The following is an 18,307-nucleotide window of genomic DNA, read 5'->3' as shown; positions in this document are numbered from 1 at the left end:
ATGCGGTTAAAGACATTAGAAATTAGCGGGTTCAAGTCCTTCGCGGATAAAACCCGAATTGACTTTTTGCCGGGGATGACCGGCATCGTCGGCCCCAATGGGAGCGGTAAGAGTAATATTTCCGAAGCGGTTCGTTGGGTCTTGGGGGAACAGTCCGCGAAGAGCTTGCGGGGCAGTAAGATGCCTGACGTGATTTTTGCGGGCTCAGCCGACCGGCACCCGTTGAACCGGGCAGCCGTGTCGATCACGCTGGACAACAGCGACCACTATTTAAAAAGTGATTACACCGAGTTGACCATTAGCCGGGTGCTCTACCGGTCCGGCGACTCGGATTACCAATTAAACGGGCAAAGCTGCCGGTTGAAGGACATCACGGAACTCCTGATGGATTCGGGGATGGGGCAAGACTCCTTCTCCATCATTTCTCAGGGGCGCGTCGAGGCCATTTTCAACAGCAAGCCCGAAGACCGACGCAACATCATTGAAGAAGTCGCGGGCGTTTATAAATACCGGAAGCACAAGGAAAAGGCGCAGCGTGAATTGGACGACACCACGGCGTATTTACACCGGGTCGAGGACATCATCGCCGAGCTAGAAGGCCGCGTGCAGCCGTTAGAGGAACAGAGTAATCTCGCCCAGGACTATCTGGATCAGCAGGAAAAATTTGCCCTGCTGGACCGGACCCAACTGGTGCGCCAACTTCACACCGAGATGACACAGAAGCAGACGGCGGATGCCCAGGTCACCGAGAAGCAGGACCAGGTCACCACGCATCAGGCTGCCGAGAAGGCGCAAACGACGACCGTCAATGACCTCAAGCAACAACAGACGAGACTGCTGGCAACCAAAGATGACCTGCAGGCCAAATTGGTGGCGGCAACACAGCTGGTGGAGCAGCGTCAGGGGCAGGTCAACCTGTCCGGTGAGCAGCAAAAGCACCAAAACGAGCAACGTCAGCGCTTAGAGCAACAACTGACGACCTTGCAGGCGCGGATGACCACCAATTACGAGGCATTGACCAAGGCTGAGGCGTCGCTTGCCGAGCTGACGGACGCCATGAAGACGGCGAAGAAGGAAGCACGCGAGCTGACCCAGGCCACGGATCCCCAAGTGATTGCGGGACTGCGTAAGGACCTGGAGGACTTGCGGACGACCTACTTCGATCAGAAGCAAGACGTTGCCAACTGGCGGAATCAACGGCAGTATTTGCAGCAGAACCAGGAGCGCCTGCAACAGCGGGGGCAACGGGTCGCGCAGCAATTGGCCGAGCTCCAGGAGCGGGCACAGTCTGCCGAGACTGAAGTCCAAACCCTAACGGCCCAGGCCACCAGCCAAAAGACCGCGTTGAATCAGGCGGAACAGGGACTGGACGCCGAAGCCGGGCAATACCAGCGCCATCAAAAAGAGTATCAAACCCTACAGCACAACTGGCAGGCGGCCTTAGAGGTCTACCAGCGCGCCCAAACCAAGGTGGCTAGTCAACAGGCTTCCTCCGCAGAATACGGTGGCTTTTACCAAGGGGTTCGGGCCATCTTGAAGCAGCGCGACCATTTCCGAGGACTCCTCGGGGCGGTTTCTGAGCTGTTACAGGTCCCCGAACGCTATACCAGCGCCGTTGAATACGCGCTGGGTGGTCAGCTGCAACAGGTCGTGGTCGACGATGAAACGACGGCCAAGGCCGCGGTCGGCTACCTGCGTGAGCACCGCGCTGGCCGGGCGACTTTCCTACCTCTGAGCACGGTGCGCGGCCGGCAAATTGACCGCAACACCCTGCAACAGGTACACAGCATGACGGGGTATCTGGGTGTCGGGAGCGAGCTGATCAGCATTGATCAATCCGCCGCCACGATTTTGGCTTACCTGTTAGGCACCACCATTTTTGCTGCTAATCTGGACACGGCCGTCGCCATCAGCCAACGGATTCACCACCGGTATCGCGTGGTCAGTCTGGCGGGTGACGTGGTCAGCGCCAGTGGGGCCATTACCGGGGGCCAATCCCGGCAGAGCCACAGTAGCGTGCTCCGGCAACAACAGGAGCTCCAGCAGCTGCAGACCAATATTACCCAAATGCAAAAGTCACTGACCGAGCAAGAGGCTAAAATTAAAGCCCAACGAGCGGCCTTAACGTCTAGCGAACAGCGAAGTCAGGCCTTTCAGAGCACAATTAACACGCTACAACCACAGTGTCGGCAATTAGACGACCAGTTGGCCAATGCGCAAACGACCTTAGAACAGGCCAACCGGCAAGTGAAAGCCGCCGAGTTGGAGATTCAACAGGCCCAGGACAGCGATGCCGATGATCAGGGCAGTCAATTAGCCCAACAAATCACAAGGGGTGAACAACAGGTTGTGGCGACTGAAAAAGCCATCACTGACCTGCAACAGAAGATCTCAATGGTCACGGCCGAGCAGTCGCAAAAACAAGCGGCCTTGACGGCTAAGCAAACGTGGTTGGCGGGCGCCAAGGAACGTCATCAACAACAGCGCGAGACCATCAAGGGGTTGCAAGAGGATGTGACCGCCGATGAGGCCACCGCTAAGACGGTGACCACCGGCCTGGCCGACCTCAAGCAGCAGGCCACGTTGACGCCAGCCGATGCGCAGGCCCAACTGACCCAGGCAAAAAAGGACCGGGAGACGGTTCAAACGGACCTGAATCAGGCTAACGAGCAATTGACGACGGTCAACGATGATTTAGAGGCCGCCGAGACCGCCAATCAACGGACCAGTGGCTTACTGCAGCTGGCCAACGATGATTTGCAACAGGCTCAGGTCCAACAGGCCCGGTTAGCCGCCTTGATCGACCAGCAACAGAATCAGTTAGCTGAGAAATACCAGCTGAGTTTAGCCGCCGCCGAACAAGACGTCAGTGAGTTGCCCGCCGATGAACTGGCCGTACAACTCAAGCTGTTGAAGCGGGGGCTGGATGAAATTGGTCCGGTCAACCTCAACGCCATCGACGAATACAAAGAGGTCAAGGAACGCTATGACTTTCTGACTCAACAACGCGACGACCTGGTCACGGCCAAGGAACAGTTGACCGCGACCATGACCGAGTTGGATGGGCAGGTCAAGCGCCGGTTCAAGGCCAGCTTTGACCAAATTGCCGCAAAGTTTACGGCCACGTTCAAGCAGATGTTTGGTGGGGGCAAGGCCGAACTCGTTTTGACCGACCCGACTGACCTACTGACGACGGGGGTCGACATCATGGCTCAGCCGCCTGGCAAGAAGTTCCAGAACATGGGGCTCCTTTCCGGGGGTGAACGGGCGTTGACAGCCATCACGCTTTTATTTGCCATTTTACAGGTCCAACCCGTGCCATTCTGTATTTTAGATGAGGTGGAGGCGGCGCTTGACCCGGCCAACGTGACCCGGTTTGCCCGCTACATTCACCAATTCCAAGACCAAACGCAATTTATCGTCATCACCCACCGGAAGGAAACCATGGTGCAAGCCGATATCCTTTACGGGGTGACGATGCAGGAATCCGGCGTCTCTAAGATGGTCGCCGTCGACCTGGACCAAGAAACCACTCAGGAAAGGAAGCAATCCTAATGGGATTATTTGATATTTTTCGCCGGCGTGCTAAAAAGGAGCCGGCCAGCGAGGCACCAGCCAGCAGTGAAGCGGCCGTAGACTCTTCTGCAGCGGCTACACCGGCTAGTGAAGCGCCCGTAGCTGCCTCTAGTTCGGCACCGGTCACCGCAAACTCGGCAGTAGAAACGCCTGAATCAGCAGCGACTGCCGCGCCTGACGAAAGTTCTGCGGCGGCTAGCGAAGCGCCAGTTGCGTCGAGTGCAGCTGTTGCAGAACCAGCTGAGCCAGCATCAAGTAGCGCCGCAGACTCCGTGGCAGCGCCAGCACCAGAATCAGCGGGCAGTGAGGCACAACCGATTGCCGAACCCGTGGCGCCGGTTACAGCTGAGGATGATACGGCGACTGAGCCGGTAGCTAGCGCAGCCGCAGAGTCAGCAGAACCAGCAGCTACCGACCAACCCGTGACGACTGAGTCTGCGGAAGAACCAGCTACGGAAGCCAGTGAACCAGCAACGTCTGAAGAAGCTAAAACGACAGAAGCTGATGAAGCAGAACCAGTAGTAGTCGCAGCCGAAGAACCCAAAGAAACTGCGTCAGAGACGACTGAGTCCACTTCAACCGAACCCGCAGAACAAACCGATGAACAATTGTACGATAAGGGCTTGGAAAAGACCCGGACGACCTTTGGCCAACGGTTGAACGCCTTGCTGGCTAACTTCCGGCACGTGGATGAGAGCTTCTTTGATGATTTGGAAGAAACCCTGATTGGTGCTGATGTGGGCTTTGACATGGCCGTGAAGCTCAGTGATGAGTTGCGCGACGAGGTCAAGCTGCAGAACGCCAAGAAGTCCGCTGACGTGCAAAACGTGGTGGTCGAGAAGCTGGTTGAGATTTATGACGCAGCTGGCAACGACGAGGAGAGTACCGCGCTGAACATGGCAATTGATGGCCCAACCGTGATCCTGTTCGTTGGGGTCAACGGGGTCGGTAAGACGACCACCATTGGGAAGATGGCCAACCGGTACCACCAGGCTGGCAAGAAGGTCTTGCTGGCCGCTGCCGACACATTCCGGGCCGGGGCAACCGAACAGTTGGACGTCTGGGCCAAACGCGCGGACGTGGACATTGTCAAAGGGAAGCCCCAATCCGACCCAGCCGCCGTGGTGTTTGATGCCGTTAAGAAGGCCAAGGAAGAGGCTTACGATATTCTCTTCGTCGACACCGCTGGTCGGTTACAGAACAAGGTCAACCTGATGAACGAGCTGGAAAAGATGAAGCGGATCATTACCCGTGAAATTCCTAGTGCGCCACATGAAGTTCTCCTGGTACTGGACGCGACGACGGGGCAAAATGCCTTGACGCAAGCGAAATTGTTTAAGGAATCCACCGCTGTGACCGGGATCGTTCTGACCAAGCTGGACGGGACCGCTCGTGGGGGAATCGTGTTAGCCATTCGCAACGAACTCCACGTGCCCGTGAAGTTCATTGGGTTGGGCGAACAGATTTCCGACTTACGGCCATTCGACCCGAACGAGTTTGTTTACGGCTTGTTCAAGGGCCTGATCGACGTGAAGGCGTTGGATAAAAAAGCTTAGCTAAAGAAAACGACTTCGCCGATGAAATTTGGTGGAGTCGTTTTTAATTTGGCTTAAACGTAACTCGTCACCAGATTACCCAAAATCAGCGAAAAAAATTGACGAAACCGCTAAAAATCGGTATTCTGGTAGAGTGTGACACGAACTGGAGGACCAAGCATGGAGATTGAAAAAAATTATCGAATTAATTCCTTATTTGCGTTCTACCAGCCGCTACTGACCGCAAAGCAAAATAATTATATGCAGCTGTACTATGGCGACGACTACTCTTTGGGCGAAATCGCCGAAGAGTTTAACGTCAGTCGGCAGGCGGTTTACGATAATCTGCGACGGACGGAAAAAATCCTCGAAGATTATGAGGGCAAGCTGCACCTCTACCAAGAATTCACGGCGCGCAACGACCAGGCTGATGAGATTCAGTCCTACGTGGCGGCCAATTACCCGCAGGATGCCAAGTTAAATCGGCTGGTGGCGGGTCTCGAAAATCTAGAAGAACAATGAAAGTTAGGTGGCAATACGAATGGCGTTTGAAGGATTAACTGAACGACTACAAAACGCAATGCGCAAACTTCGGGGCAAAGGCAAGGTCTCCGAAAGTGATTTACGCGAAACCATGCGAGAAATTCGGCTGGCCTTGCTGGAAGCCGACGTTAACTTTACCGTGGTCAAGGACTTCGTTAAGCAGGTCCGCGACCGGGCAATGGGCGCCGACGTTCTCGAAGGCTTAAACCCTGCACAACAAATTGTGAAGATCGTTGACGAAGAGCTGACTAAGACGATGGGTGACGAAGCCGTTCCCCTGAACAAGTCGGCGAAAATTCCAACGATCATCATGATGGTTGGGCTCCAAGGGGCCGGGAAAACGACGACTGCCGGCAAGCTGGCGTTGAAGTTAAAGAACGAAGAAAATGCCCGTCCCTTAATGATTGCCGGAGACGTTTACCGGCCAGCCGCTATCGACCAATTGGTCCAAGTGGCTGCCGGCATTGACGTACCCGTCTTTGAAATGGGCACCGACGTGGATCCCGTGGAAATCGTCCGCCAAGGGTTAGCCCAAGCGGAAAAGGATCACAACGACTACGTCATCATCGATACGGCCGGTCGTTTACAAATCGACGAACAGCTGATGGATGAACTGGCCAACATCAAGGACCTCGCGCACCCTGACGAAATCCTCTTGACGGTTGATGCCATGACTGGGCAAAACGCCGTGGCAACCGCCGAAGGATTCAACGGCAAGCTCGACGTGACCGGGGTCGTTTTGACCAAGTTGGATGGCGACACCCGTGGTGGGGCTGCCTTATCCATTCGTTCCGTCACCGGCAAGCCAATCAAGTTCATCGGGCAAGGTGAAAAGATGACCGACCTGGACGTCTTCCACCCTGACCGGATGGCGTCCCGGATCTTGGGCATGGGCGATATGCTCTCCCTGATTGAAAAGACCCAAAAAGACTTTGACGAGAAACAAGCCAAGGAGTTAACCGAAAAGATTCAGGAAAACTCTTTTGACTTTAACGACTTCCTGGACCAAATCGAACAGATTCAAAAGATGGGGCCAATGGATGAGTTAATGAAGATGATTCCGGGGATGGCCAACAACCCAGCGCTGAAGAACGCTCAGGTCGACCCCAAGGATATGAATCACCTGAAGGCGGTCGTGTACTCCATGACGCCACAGGAACGGACCAACCCGGATGTACTGAACCCCTCACGGCGGCGACGCATCGCGGCTGGGGCCGGCCGGCCAATTCATGAAGTGAACCGCATGATCAAGCAGTTTAACCAAATGAAGAAAATGATGAACCAAGTTTCCAAGGGAAACATGTCCGGCATGGAACAACTCATGGGCAACTCAGGAATGGGTGGCGGCATGGGCGGTGGTATCAGTGGCCGTATGCAAAAGATGGCCATGAACCGCATGACGCGGCAAATGAAGAAAAATAAGAAGAAACGTTTGCGGGGTAAGAAGCGGAAATAGTTTCTGATTGCTGATAGATAAGCAGGTTCGAGGATGGCGATGGGTAATCGCTGTGCTGGGGCCTGTTTTTTGTTGGATTCGGGGATGTGGCAAGCGTCTACCGCGTTCCGGGCTCATTTTCACCATCCTGGAGGCCGGGCAAGGACTAGTCTTATGGAAAAACTTACCAATACCATTAACTTTTAAATATCTTTTGGGTAGACGTGGTGAAATCATTCCGGTATACTGTTCCTAAAGCAACCATAAGGGAGTAACTAGCAGAGCGATTCTGCGGCAATACCCGTCAGCAAGATTTCTTTGGAACTGGTGTCTAGCCAGTTGCCAATCCGGGATTGCCTTAAATAGTGAGACTTATGTGTGTTCACAATTTATTTTGTGTGCACGCGTGAGTCTCTTTTTTTACCCCCGAAAATGGGTGAAAAATGGGCTTACGAGCACACCTCAGGAGGAATTGGCAAATGGTCAAATTACCGTTTTATCAGGAAACCGTTACCGACTTGTACCAGCGCTTGCAGACCAGCGAGCATGGGTTGAGCTCGGCAACCGCACAGGAACGCCTCACCACGAATGGACACAACGTCTTGAATCAACAGAAGACCACGTCCCTGGTGCAGAAATTTTTCGCGCAGTTCAAGGACTTCATGATCATCGTCTTGCTGGTGGCCGCGCTGATTGCCGGGCTGACGGGTGAGGTCGTGGATGCCGTCATCATCCTGGTCGTGGTGGTGTTAAACGCCATCTTCGGGGTCTTTCAGGAGGCCAAGGCCGAGGAAGCCATCAACGCCTTAAAGGAAATGTCGGCCCCCAACGCCACGATTCGCCGGGATGGCCAGGTCATGACCGTTAAGAGCGACGAGCTGGTCGTGGGGGATATCGTCTTGCTAGAAGCCGGTGATATCATTCCCGCCGACCTGCGTTTGCTCGATGTGGCCTCGCTAAAGGTCGAGGAATCCGCGTTGACCGGGGAATCGGTGCCCGTGGAAAAGGCGGACGCCATTTTGACCGGTGCGGACCTGCCCATCGGGGATCGCCACAACATGGCGTTCATGAATTCTAACGTCACGTACGGTCGGGCGACCGGGGTCGTGGTGGCCACTGGGATGCAGACGGAGGTCGGCCGAATCGCCGGCATGATCGAAGCCGCCGACGAGACCACCACGCCGCTTCAGGCCAATCTGACCCAGTTAGGAAAGTCGCTGACCATCTTGATCCTGGTGATTGCGGCCATCGTCTTTGCGATGGGGATGTGGCGTCAGGCTGAGAGCCTGATCGACATGCTGCTGACGGCAATTTCCTTGGCCGTCGCCGCGATTCCAGAAGGTCTACCCGCCATCGTCACGATTACCTTGGCGCTGGGGACCCAGCGGATGGCTAAACGCCACGCCATCGTCCGGAAGCTGCCCGCCGTGGAAACGCTGGGGAGCACCGATATTATCGCCTCGGATAAGACCGGGACGTTGACGCAAAATAAGATGACGGTCGAAAAGGTTTACGAGGACTTACGTTTAGCCGACGCGCACACGGTTGATTTTGACCGCGAGGACCGGCTGGCACAGGTCATGATTCTCAGCAACGATACCAAGGTGACGCCGGATGGCTTGGCCGGTGACCCTACCGAAACGGCGCTGGTGCAGTACCAACTGGACCGGGACTACCCGGTTGATCAGGTGTTAACGGACATGCCCCGGGTCGCGGAGATTCCGTTTGACTCCGAGCGAAAACTCATGTCGACGGTCCACCCCTTAGTGGATGGCCGCTTCCTGATTGCCGTCAAGGGGGCGCCGGATGAATTGCTGAAACGCGTCACACGGTTGGCCAGGGACGGCGCGGTTTCACCGCTGAGCGACGCCGACCGGCAACATATCTTGGACACGAACCACAACATGGCCACCCAGGCCTTACGGGTCTTGGCGTTTGCCTACCGGATCACGGATCAGGTGCCAACCGACATGACCAGTGAAGCCGTGGAAAATGACCTGATTTTGGCCGGGATGGTCGGCATGATCGACCCCGAACGCCCAGAGGTGGCCCAGGCCGTGGCGGATGCCAAATCTGCCGGGATTCGGCCAATGATGATCACCGGGGATCACCGCGATACGGCCGCTGCCATTGCGGTACGACTAGGCATCATTGACAAGGGGGAGACCGCCGCTGTGATCACCGGGGCCGAACTCGATGAGATGGACGATGCGACATTTGCTAAGAAAGTGAGCGACTACGCGGTTTACGCCCGGGTCGCCCCCGAGCACAAGGTCCGCATCGTCAATGCCTGGCAGAAGCGCGGCAAGGTCGTTGCCATGACCGGGGATGGGGTCAACGATGCCCCCGCCTTGAAGGCCGCCGATATTGGGATCGGCATGGGTATCACCGGGACCGAGGTTTCCAAAGGGGCCAGTGATATGGTCCTGGCCGACGACAATTTTTCCACCATTGTGGTCGCCGTGGAAGAGGGACGGAAGGTCTTTGCTAACATTCAAAAGGCCATCCAGTACCTACTGTCCGCCAACCTGGGGGAAGTCTTGACCCTATTCATGATGACCATGTTGGGCTGGCAAATTCTGGCGCCGGTCCACATTCTCTGGATCAACCTGGTGACCGACACGCTGCCAGCCATTGCGCTGGGGGTCGAACCCATGGAACGCAACATCATGAAGCAGCCACCACGGGGCCGGAAGTCGAACTTCTTCTCCGGTGGGGTCTTCGGCGGTATCATCTACCAGGGGCTGTTAGAGGGTGGCATTACGCTATTCGTCTACTGGTTGGCGTTGACCTACCCGGTACACGCAACGGCCAGCCTGGCCCACGCCGATGCCTTGACGATGGCCTTTGCGACGCTGGGACTGATTCAACTGTTCCATGCCTTTAACTCCAAGTCGATTCACGGTTCGATCTTCACGGTCGGCCTCTTCAAGAACAAGTTCTTCAACTGGGCCATCGTGATTGCCTTTGCCTTACTGGCCATGACGATTCTGGTGCCCGGCTTGAACGGCATGTTCCACGTCGCTCACTTGGATGGATTCCAATGGGCCATCGTGCTGGTGGCTTCGTTTATGATGATCGTGATTGTGGAAATTGTTAAGTTCTTCCAGCGCCGCGTGTTAAAATAAGCATTAACAGCGCCTCCGGGCCGGTGAAAATGTGCCGGAACGCGGTGGGCGCCGCCTGGAGCCGAAGGGCGGTCTCCAGACTTACTTTGAGCCTCCTAACCCGAGTCTCAAAGATAGCAGTGGTCTAAGCGGTAAACCGCTAAGGCCACTCCCACGGCTGAGCACATTTTAACCGGCCCTGCGGCTAACACTGGTTTAGCCCGCGGGCGTGCAATTGGTTTGTGTGGTAGCGTTGGACTTGAAACAGGTTAACCTCATCTAAGTGACGTGTGTTCCTGTTTAGCCTAAAGTCGTCTACCACTGTCCAGTTAAAATGAATTTTGAAGATAATCAAAAAACTGCCCACTCGTGTGTTTTTCGAGTGGGCTTTCTAGTATCCGAAAGGGAGTTGGGACGATGGCTTTAACCTATGCGACTTGTTTACAGGCCGCCGATGTTATTTTGAACAGCGAGGCCGTGCCCACGATTGTTGGCGAGGCCGGCATCGGGAAATCCGCGTTAGTGGCCGATTTGGCGCAGCGACGGCAGGCAAAATTGTTTACGACCGTGGTGAGTTTGGTCGAGAAGGGCGACCTGGTGATTCCCGTGCCGCCGTTGACCGCCGATTCCTTTGTGCAGACGGCTAAGTACGGGTCGTTGGCCGACGTGCAGTTTGGCTATTCGCACACCCTGGTTGCCATGATTCGCTACGCCGAGGCCCATCCCGACCAGGAAATCATTTGGTTCCTGGATGAGTTCAACCGGGGCACGCAGGCCGTTCAGAGTGAACTCATGAACTTGGTGCTCCAGCGACAGATCAATACGCTGACGCTGCCGGATCAGGTGCACCTGATTTTGGCGGAGAACCCGGACGCCACGATGGCCGGGTTTGCCCAGAGTCACTACGGGGTCACGCCGGGGGATGCGGCGATTGCCGACCGGACGACGCGGCTGATTTTGCAGGCCGACGTCACGTCTTGGCTGACGTGGGCAACGACCGTCGTTGATGGGCGGCCGCGGATTGATCCACTGGTCACGGACTATCTTCAAGAGACGCCCGCTGACTTGCACGTGATCGCCACGGACAATCTGGCGGATGACGACCTCCAACCCACGCCACGGGCCTGGGAGCGCGTTTCGCGGGCGCTGCGCGAGCTGGAACGGCAGGGACTCTTCAATCAAACGGCCGTGATGACGGCGATTATTCAGGGAAACCTGGGCGTGACCGTGGGAACGGCCTTTGCCAGCTACGTGACCGCCCAGCGACCCGGCCTGACGGTGGAACAGGCGCTAACGGCACCGACTGCGGTCGCCACCTTTCAGACGCTAGCCGCCGCGCAACAACAGACGATTCTGCAGAATTGCTTGGCGAGTCCGGACTGGCCACTGGCGGTCGACGCCACGGCTAGTCGGTTCACGGCGTTACTAAACACGTGCCCGCCGGATGGCCAGTTTGCGATTGCACAACGGATGGCGGCCCAACAGGACTTGTTTGAAAAATTAGCTGCCGCTCAGGACCACCCCGGCGTGGCGGCCCTGTATCAACAGTTAACGGTGATCGGCAAACGCAGCAGTGAAATCGAGGTGTAGGCCATGACGAGTCTGACGCAGGACCTCCAGCGACTCCGGCAGGCCACACCTGGCGACCAACCGGCTGCGGCGCGGCGAGTCTACCGGAATGCCGTTTTGTATTTGTTACAGCACGACCCATTCTATGGACACGTGCTGAGTCGGGTAACGGTGACCGTCGCCGACCAGCGTGCCCCCTTGGGTCTGGTGCCCACGGAGCGTGAGTGGCAGCTGGCCTTAGGTCCCGGCGCACTGGCTCAGACTAGTTGGACGGGGCCCCAATTGCTAGCGATGTTGCGGCACACGGTGTTGCATTTATTATGGCGGCATCCCGAGCGCTACGCCACGGCCCTCCAAACACCAGCGCAGGCCGGACTCGTTCGCTGGGCCACGGATGCGGCGGTCAACGACTACCTGACGGATCTTCCGTCGGCGGCCGTGACCAGTGCCAAACTCGCGACGGCGTTGGGTGAACCCGTCTTGCCACGGCAGGATTCGGCGGTGTACTTGCATCAGCTTCGGCAGTGGCAGGATCAGCAACAGGCCACCACACGGAATCAGCAGCCGGGTGGTCCAACGAGTACGGAGACGGCCGTGACTCAGGATGGTCATACCGGCTGGCGGGGCGCGACTGACCAGGCCGCGGCTAACCGCGAACAATGGCGTTCTCAGCTCTTTCAGGCCGTGAGCACGGACTTGTCCGCCAAGCAGCGTGGCACGTTGCCTGGCAGCATTCAGGCGGCCCTCACGCCGACACAGGCGCAGCATCCCTTGGATTGGCAGTCATTGCTGAAACGGGGACTGGGGCAGGTGCCCACGGGGCGGCAAGCGGCTTATGGCCGATTTAACCGCCGACAGCCGGTGCGGATGGATTTACCGGGTGAGATCGTACAGACCTGGCAGCGGGTCGCCGTCTTCGTCGATGAGTCCGGGTCCATGGGTAATCGCGAAATCAGTTACCTGCTGGGGCAGATGGCCACGTTATTGGCCGTTTATCCCGCCCAGGTGACGGTTTATCCGTTTGATACGGTCGTGGACCCGGCCAACAGCTTTGCCCTGGAGAAACGTCCCCAGCGCTTGCAACGGACGGGTGGGGGTGGCACCCGGTTTCAGGCGGTCTTTGACGCGCTGCCCCGTTTGTTTGCCGGCAGACCGAACCAGATTGTTGTCATTTTGACCGATGGCTATGGCGAAGAGCAATTGCGGCCCACGTTACCGGTGACGGTGATTTGGCTCCTGACGAGTCCGGTCAGTCAATTTTCTGTGAAACAAGCCCCGGGCACCGTGGTCAGCCTGACCACCGACTCGCAGTGGCAAGCGTTGAGGAGGCATGAATGATGTTAACGGCTAGTGAATTACGTTCTTTGATACAGCAGGATGCGGCTTACCGCAACGCGCGAGCCGTTTTGACCGGCGAGTGGGCGTCACGAGCCGAAGAAAACCCGTTGTTCCGCGCACCGATGACGATTGCGGATTTAAAATTTGCGCGGGACCTGCAGGCGGCCGGCGTGGTGGCGACTAAACTCGATTTTGACGATTACGCCGCCGTTCAGACCTGGATCACGACAAATCGGACGTCGTTGACCGGGGATGATCTGGCTTGGCTGCGAAGGAATTTCGATTAATTTCAAGGTGTAAAGAAAAAAACCTTTACATCATATCCAGAAACTGGTATATTATTACACGTTGAAAGAAATACAGGAGGTGTCTACATGTCAGTTAAGATTCGTTTAAAGCGAATGGGTTCTAAGAAGCGCCCATTCTACCGGATTGTGGTTGCCGACTCACGGAGTCCTCGTGACGGTCGTTTCATCGAACAAGTTGGAACGTACAATCCAGTTACCCAACCTGCTTCAATCACGTTGAAGGAAGAATCTATCATGAACTGGTTGAACAATGGTGCTCAACCTTCAGATACGGTTAAGACTTTACTCTCCAACGCTGGTATCATGAAGCAATATCATGAAGCTAAGTACACTAAAAAGTAGTGATTAGCAATGACCGATTTTAAGGCATTAATTCTAGCAATTGTTAGCCCACTCGTGGAGCATCCCGAGGACTTGGTGGTAACACCGGTCGAAACGGATCGCTTTTACGAATATCGGTTAGCCGTTCACCCCGATGATGTCGGACGGGTGATCGGTAAACAAGGCCGCGTGGCGCAGGCAATCCGAACGATTGTCTACAGCGTTCGCGTTCAAGGCAATAAGCGAGTACGGCTCATCATTGATGACCGTCCCGCACAGAAACTCGAGTGAGGCGGCAACGTTTCCTCGAGTTTTTTGTTATAAAAAAATTGAAATTAAAATCTAAAATAAATTATTTAAAATTAGGGAGGCAAAAAATTTGGCTTATTATACGGTAGGCACCATTGTGAACACGCACGGTATCAAGGGTGAGGTCCGCGTCATTGCGACCACGGACTTCCCAGAGAGCCGCTTTGCGGTCGGCGCAACGCTCTATGCGTTTCAGCGGGGGCAAAGCAAGCCCGTCACACTGACCGTGGCGACCATGCGCAAGCACAAGAATTTTTACTTGCTGGGCTTTGAAGGCAAGCCGTCGATCAACGACGTGGAAATTTACAAGCAGAGCACGCTCAAGGTCACGGATAATGAATTAGAGACCGGCGACCTCCAACCGGGTGAGTACTACTATCACCAAATCGTGGGCCTGAAGGTCGTCACCGAGGACGGCGAAGAACTAGGCAAAATTAAGGAAATCCTGTCACCGGGCGCCAACGACGTCTGGGTCGTGGACCGGCCAGGCAAGGACGACCTGTTACTGCCAAAGATCGACGACGTGGTTAAAAAGGTTGATTTGGATGCCGGTCAGGTCACGGTAGAATTGATGGAGGGACTCGAGTAATGCGCATCGATGTGTTAAGTTTATTTCCCGATATGTTTTCTGGTCCCATGCACGATTCCATCGTGGGCAAGGCCATTGAAAATGGGCATCTGACCATGCCCGTCACCAATTTTCGTGACTACTCGACCAACAAACACGGCAACGTCGACGACTACCCCTTTGGTGGGGGTGCGGGGATGCTGCTGCAGGCCCAACCCATCTTTGACGCGTTAAAAGCCACGCAGGAACAAGCCGCAGCCGAGGGCTTACCCAAGGGACGCGTGATTCTGCTGGATCCAGCCGGCGTGACGTTCAATCAGCACGTGGCCGAGGAGTTTGCCCACGAGGAGCATTTAACCTTCCTGTGCGGCCATTATGAGGGCTATGACGAGCGAATCCGCACGCTGGTGACGGATGAGGTCTCCCTGGGGGACTTTGTCCTGACCGGTGGGGAATTGGCCTCAATGGTCATGATTGACGCCACGGTGCGCCTGCTACCCGGCGTGCTGGGCAATTCGGAGTCGGCACCGGGCGATTCCTTCTCATCCGGTCTGCTGGAATACCCGCAATACACGCGGCCAGCCGATTTCCGGGGGATGAAGGTGCCAGACGTGTTGACCAGCGGCGACCACGGTAAGATTGCCGAGTGGCAACAAAAAGAAGCCTTACGGCGGACCTACCAACGGCGCCCAGACCTGATTGATCACCAAAAGCTGACCGCGGAACAGAAGCGGTTATTAGCGGACGTGCGGATCGAAGAAGAAGAACGGCAGGGCAAAAAGTAAGGAGTCAAGAAAATAACCTTTACAGGCATTTCTAGATATGATACACTTACTTTTGGCTGTTTAGCCACAGAAACAACATTCCGCTGTCGAAACTGAGGATGAATGTTGGCGAAAGGATAGAATACATTATGCGCCAAAACAATTTAATTGCTAAGATCAACCAAGAACAATTACGGGACGATGTTCCAGACTTCCGTGCCGGAGACACTGTTCGGGTTCACGCCCGGATCGTCGAAGGTACCCGCGAACGTATCCAATTGTTCGAAGGTGTCGTAATCAAGCGTAAGGGTGCTGGCATCCAAGCAACTTACACGGTACGTAAGATCAGTAACGGTGTCGGTGTGGAACGGATCTTCCCATTACACTCCCCACGTGTTGCTAAGATTGACGTTATTCGTCAAGGTCGTGTACGTCGTGCTAAGCTCTACTACCTCCGTGAACTTAACGGTAAGGCAGCGCGGATCCCAGAACGCCGTCGCAACTAGTAACATTCAGAGAAAGTCAATCACTTCGGTGGTTGGCTTTTTTGTTTGACAGAGCTGTATATAGCTTGCGTGTGTACAAGATGATATAATGTACACACGAGCGAAAGGGAGGTAATTTTTATGATTAACCCAGAGAAGCTAAATGGACCAGTAAAGTTATTTAAAAACGGAAACTCATATGCCTTTCGACTTTCTAAAAGCGATCGTGAGTTTTTAAATGCAGATGGTGAGACGACTTTTGAAAAAATTATCTCCCCGGATGGCAAGGAAGTTACTTTTAGAAAAATCGAACAGGTTAGACCGAATGTTTTAGAAGCAGCTAACGAGTTGTTCGATGAGCATGAAGACCTGATGAAAAGGCTAGAAAACTTATGATTTTTCTAACTAAGGAAGAGTTTGTCGCCTTAAATAAATTGGTTTTAAATCGGGCACGCAGCCGGTCCTTTGGCGTTCAGTACCCGCAAGGCTTAGACATACTGGTTGAACAGCCCCAGCAAATAATATTTGGGAGAGAACTGTATCCTAGTATCTGGCTGAAAGCAGCATTTATCATTCAAAAATTAACCAAGAAGCACGTTTTTGTAGATGGAAATAAACGAACCGCGCTTCTGTCAGGACTAACCTTCCTGAAGGTTAATGGCTATAAGCTACGTTTTAGTCAGGAAGAAGGGGAAAAGTTAATTCTGAGTGTCACGACTAGCTTGGATAATGAAGAAATTATGATTACGCTTGCCGAATGGTTAAAGGCGCATCAAATTTAGGCAGTGACGATATGGAAGTGTGTGTTAACGGATTTCCAAAGTGCCCTTACCTAGCCGTAGATGGATAGGTAAGGGATTATTTGCGTTTCTTTCAGTGGTTGGCTAGTCAATCACGTTGCGTTGATGGCGACGTTGTACGAGCCAAAGTACGAAGGTACCGCCATCGAAGACGAGGAGCCCAATCCAGGAAAACTTTAAGGAAAGGGCGTTAGCCAGGGTGGCAAAAATCAGTGAGCCCAAGGGAACGGTGAGCTGAATGACCGTATAGAAGGCGCTGATAATGGACCCAATCGATTCCTTGGGTAAGTCATTGATCATTTTTCCTTGGACCTGGGGATTGAGAATGCCTGTTAAAACACTTGAGACGATCACCACAAAAAGTAAGAGCGTTCGACTTTTAAGAAACAGAATGTTTAGCGGCATTAAGCTGTACGTGGCGTAAATCAACACAATACCGATGGGGATGTTAAAGCGTCGAGTAAGTCGTCCGGGGAGGAGTGAACCGACGATACTCCCCACGGATTCAACCATGCCGACCAAGGCGACGGTATAACCGTAGTTGATGAGTAACAAGCGGGGTTGGTGAGCGAAGGACAGGTTCAACAAGACCTCCTGACCCGCATCGAAGAGATTGATTGCCATAAAAACTTCGGTGAATTGGATGATGCTGGCGTGTTGTTTGAGTAACTTAAAGTTGTGACGAGTTTGGTGAAAAAAGTGGCGAATGCTAGCGGTGAAACCAACTTGTTTTGGCACAACGACCTGGCTACTAGCTAGTGTGGCAAAATGGCGGCGAACGTGAAAGAGTAAGGCAAAGGCTAGGAAGAAGGAAGCCGCATTGACCAGTGCAAATAGGCTGTAGTGATAGTGAAAGGCGGCTAGCAGTGCGGCGCCAATCAGACCCCCAGTGATAGAAATCGTCGCGTTAATGCCGGCTTCAAAGCCCGCCGCTTCCGAAATGTCTTTGGGCACCACAATATCCTTGATGATGGGGATGGCCCCATACGTGTTGTAACTGCTGATAAGGCTGACTAGCATACTCAGACTCAGAATAATAATGAAACCCGGCCAGTTACCCTGGGCTAACAGTATTAGGCTGATGATGAGGTAAAGCAGGCCTTGGATTAATCGGTTACGAAGCTGTTGCCGGAAGTGATTGGTTGTTTGATCCGCCAGATAACCCATTAAAATGTCTAGCAGGAGCGGAAAACTTCCCGCAACTGAAGCTACACTAATGGCTAGACCTGGATGTGGCATGTGTCGGGCGTAAATGACGAAGACAATGCCAAACAGTGAGGAGCCAATGGCACTGATGATGTTGGCCAGCATAAAGATTCGGTAGTGGTGGTTGCGAAAGAAGACTTCCACGGGTGGCTCGCTTCCTTTGTGGTGGAATTTTTAGTGAGTAGTCGTCCTATCTGATTCGATAAGAAATTTCTAGTCCTGACGATACACGGATAATACCGGTAGGGCAAAAGGGATGGCCTGGTTTTTAGATGTTGGTCCACAAGGCTAACCAAGGGAATTAAAGTAAGCGCCAGTACGCTCTAAAAACACGAAATAGCATGATTCCGATAATTTTTCGGAATCGCCCGATTTAAAATTGAAGTGCAACACCCCTTAAGACATTAAGGGTAAACAAATAGGCCATGGAGACCTATACTTTT

At 54.2% G+C, this 18,307-nt stretch carries 16 protein-coding genes; 15 read left to right on the top strand and 1 reads right to left on the bottom strand.

Features of this window, described 5'->3' with window-relative positions:
* From smc to JUF13_RS06595, 15 genes are all read left to right on the top strand, one after another.
* Positions 1 to 3,555: a chromosome segregation protein SMC gene (smc, locus tag JUF13_RS06665; RefSeq protein ID WP_203638699.1), complete on the top strand. Its 3,555-nt coding sequence runs from the start codon at positions 1 to 3 to the stop codon at positions 3,553 to 3,555.
* Complete coding sequence (gene ftsY, locus JUF13_RS06660; protein WP_203638698.1) at positions 3,555 to 5,132, top strand: signal recognition particle-docking protein FtsY; 1,578 nt, start codon at positions 3,555 to 3,557, stop codon at positions 5,130 to 5,132. The genes smc and ftsY overlap by 1 nt, the downstream gene beginning before the upstream one ends.
* 159 nt (positions 5,133 to 5,291) lie before the next feature.
* The gene (locus JUF13_RS06655) at positions 5,292 to 5,633 is read left to right on the top strand and encodes a putative DNA-binding protein (RefSeq protein ID WP_203638697.1); all 342 of its coding nucleotides are present in this window, start codon (positions 5,292 to 5,294) and stop codon (positions 5,631 to 5,633) included.
* Positions 5,634 to 5,652: 19 nt separating this feature from the next.
* Positions 5,653 to 7,110 (top strand): signal recognition particle protein, encoded by a 1,458-nt coding sequence (gene ffh / locus JUF13_RS06650; RefSeq protein WP_203638696.1) that lies wholly within the window; start codon positions 5,653 to 5,655, stop codon positions 7,108 to 7,110.
* 458 nt (positions 7,111 to 7,568) lie between these two features.
* On the top strand, positions 7,569 to 10,217 hold the full coding sequence (locus JUF13_RS06645; RefSeq protein ID WP_203638694.1) for a cation-translocating P-type ATPase: 2,649 nt from the start codon (positions 7,569 to 7,571) through the stop codon (positions 10,215 to 10,217).
* Positions 10,218 to 10,613: 396 nt separating this feature from the next.
* Positions 10,614 to 11,786, top strand: a complete 1,173-nt coding sequence (locus tag JUF13_RS06640) for an AAA family ATPase (protein WP_203638692.1) — start codon at positions 10,614 to 10,616, stop codon at positions 11,784 to 11,786.
* A 3-nt stretch (positions 11,787 to 11,789) separates the two neighbouring features.
* Positions 11,790 to 13,103 (top strand): vWA domain-containing protein, encoded by a 1,314-nt coding sequence (locus JUF13_RS06635; RefSeq protein ID WP_203638690.1) that lies wholly within the window; start codon positions 11,790 to 11,792, stop codon positions 13,101 to 13,103.
* Complete coding sequence (locus JUF13_RS06630; protein WP_203638688.1) at positions 13,100 to 13,390, top strand: hypothetical protein; 291 nt, start codon at positions 13,100 to 13,102, stop codon at positions 13,388 to 13,390. The genes JUF13_RS06635 and JUF13_RS06630 overlap by 4 nt, the downstream gene beginning before the upstream one ends.
* A gap of 87 nt (positions 13,391 to 13,477) precedes the next feature.
* Positions 13,478 to 13,753, top strand: a complete 276-nt coding sequence (rpsP, locus tag JUF13_RS06625; RefSeq protein WP_020088982.1) for a 30S ribosomal protein S16 — start codon at positions 13,478 to 13,480, stop codon at positions 13,751 to 13,753.
* 9 nt (positions 13,754 to 13,762) lie between these two features.
* Positions 13,763 to 14,023 carry a KH domain-containing protein gene (locus JUF13_RS06620; RefSeq protein ID WP_125762411.1) on the top strand — a complete coding sequence of 87 codons (261 nt, stop codon included), beginning with the start codon at positions 13,763 to 13,765 and terminating at the stop codon, positions 14,021 to 14,023.
* Positions 14,024 to 14,111: 88 nt separating this feature from the next.
* Positions 14,112 to 14,630: a ribosome maturation factor RimM gene (rimM, locus tag JUF13_RS06615; RefSeq protein WP_203638686.1), complete on the top strand. Its 519-nt coding sequence runs from the start codon at positions 14,112 to 14,114 to the stop codon at positions 14,628 to 14,630.
* Positions 14,630 to 15,394: a tRNA (guanosine(37)-N1)-methyltransferase TrmD gene (gene trmD, locus JUF13_RS06610; protein ID WP_203638684.1), complete on the top strand. Its 765-nt coding sequence runs from the start codon at positions 14,630 to 14,632 to the stop codon at positions 15,392 to 15,394. Before rimM ends, trmD begins: the two co-directional genes overlap by 1 nt.
* A gap of 128 nt (positions 15,395 to 15,522) precedes the next feature.
* The gene (rplS, locus tag JUF13_RS06605; protein ID WP_048736156.1) at positions 15,523 to 15,879 is read left to right on the top strand and encodes a 50S ribosomal protein L19; all 357 of its coding nucleotides are present in this window, start codon (positions 15,523 to 15,525) and stop codon (positions 15,877 to 15,879) included.
* A 120-nt stretch (positions 15,880 to 15,999) separates the two neighbouring features.
* Positions 16,000 to 16,254: an AbrB family transcriptional regulator gene (locus tag JUF13_RS06600; RefSeq protein ID WP_203638682.1), complete on the top strand. Its 255-nt coding sequence runs from the start codon at positions 16,000 to 16,002 to the stop codon at positions 16,252 to 16,254.
* Positions 16,251 to 16,640, top strand: coding sequence for a type II toxin-antitoxin system death-on-curing family toxin (locus JUF13_RS06595; RefSeq protein ID WP_203638680.1), 390 nt, complete (start codon positions 16,251 to 16,253; stop codon positions 16,638 to 16,640). The genes JUF13_RS06600 and JUF13_RS06595 overlap by 4 nt, the downstream gene beginning before the upstream one ends.
* A 102-nt stretch (positions 16,641 to 16,742) precedes the next feature.
* Here the strand turns inward: JUF13_RS06595 and JUF13_RS06590 are convergent, their stop codons facing one another.
* Positions 16,743 to 18,008 (bottom strand): MFS transporter, encoded by a 1,266-nt coding sequence (locus tag JUF13_RS06590; RefSeq protein WP_203638678.1) that lies wholly within the window; start codon positions 18,006 to 18,008, stop codon positions 16,743 to 16,745.
* Positions 18,009 to 18,307 lie beyond the last annotated feature (299 nt).

The sequence above is a fragment of the Levilactobacillus wangkuiensis genome (genome assembly GCF_016861605.1).
Classification (GTDB): Bacteria; Bacillota; Bacilli; order Lactobacillales; family Lactobacillaceae; genus Levilactobacillus; species Levilactobacillus wangkuiensis.
This window is presented reverse-complemented; position numbering and strand designations above follow the sequence as displayed.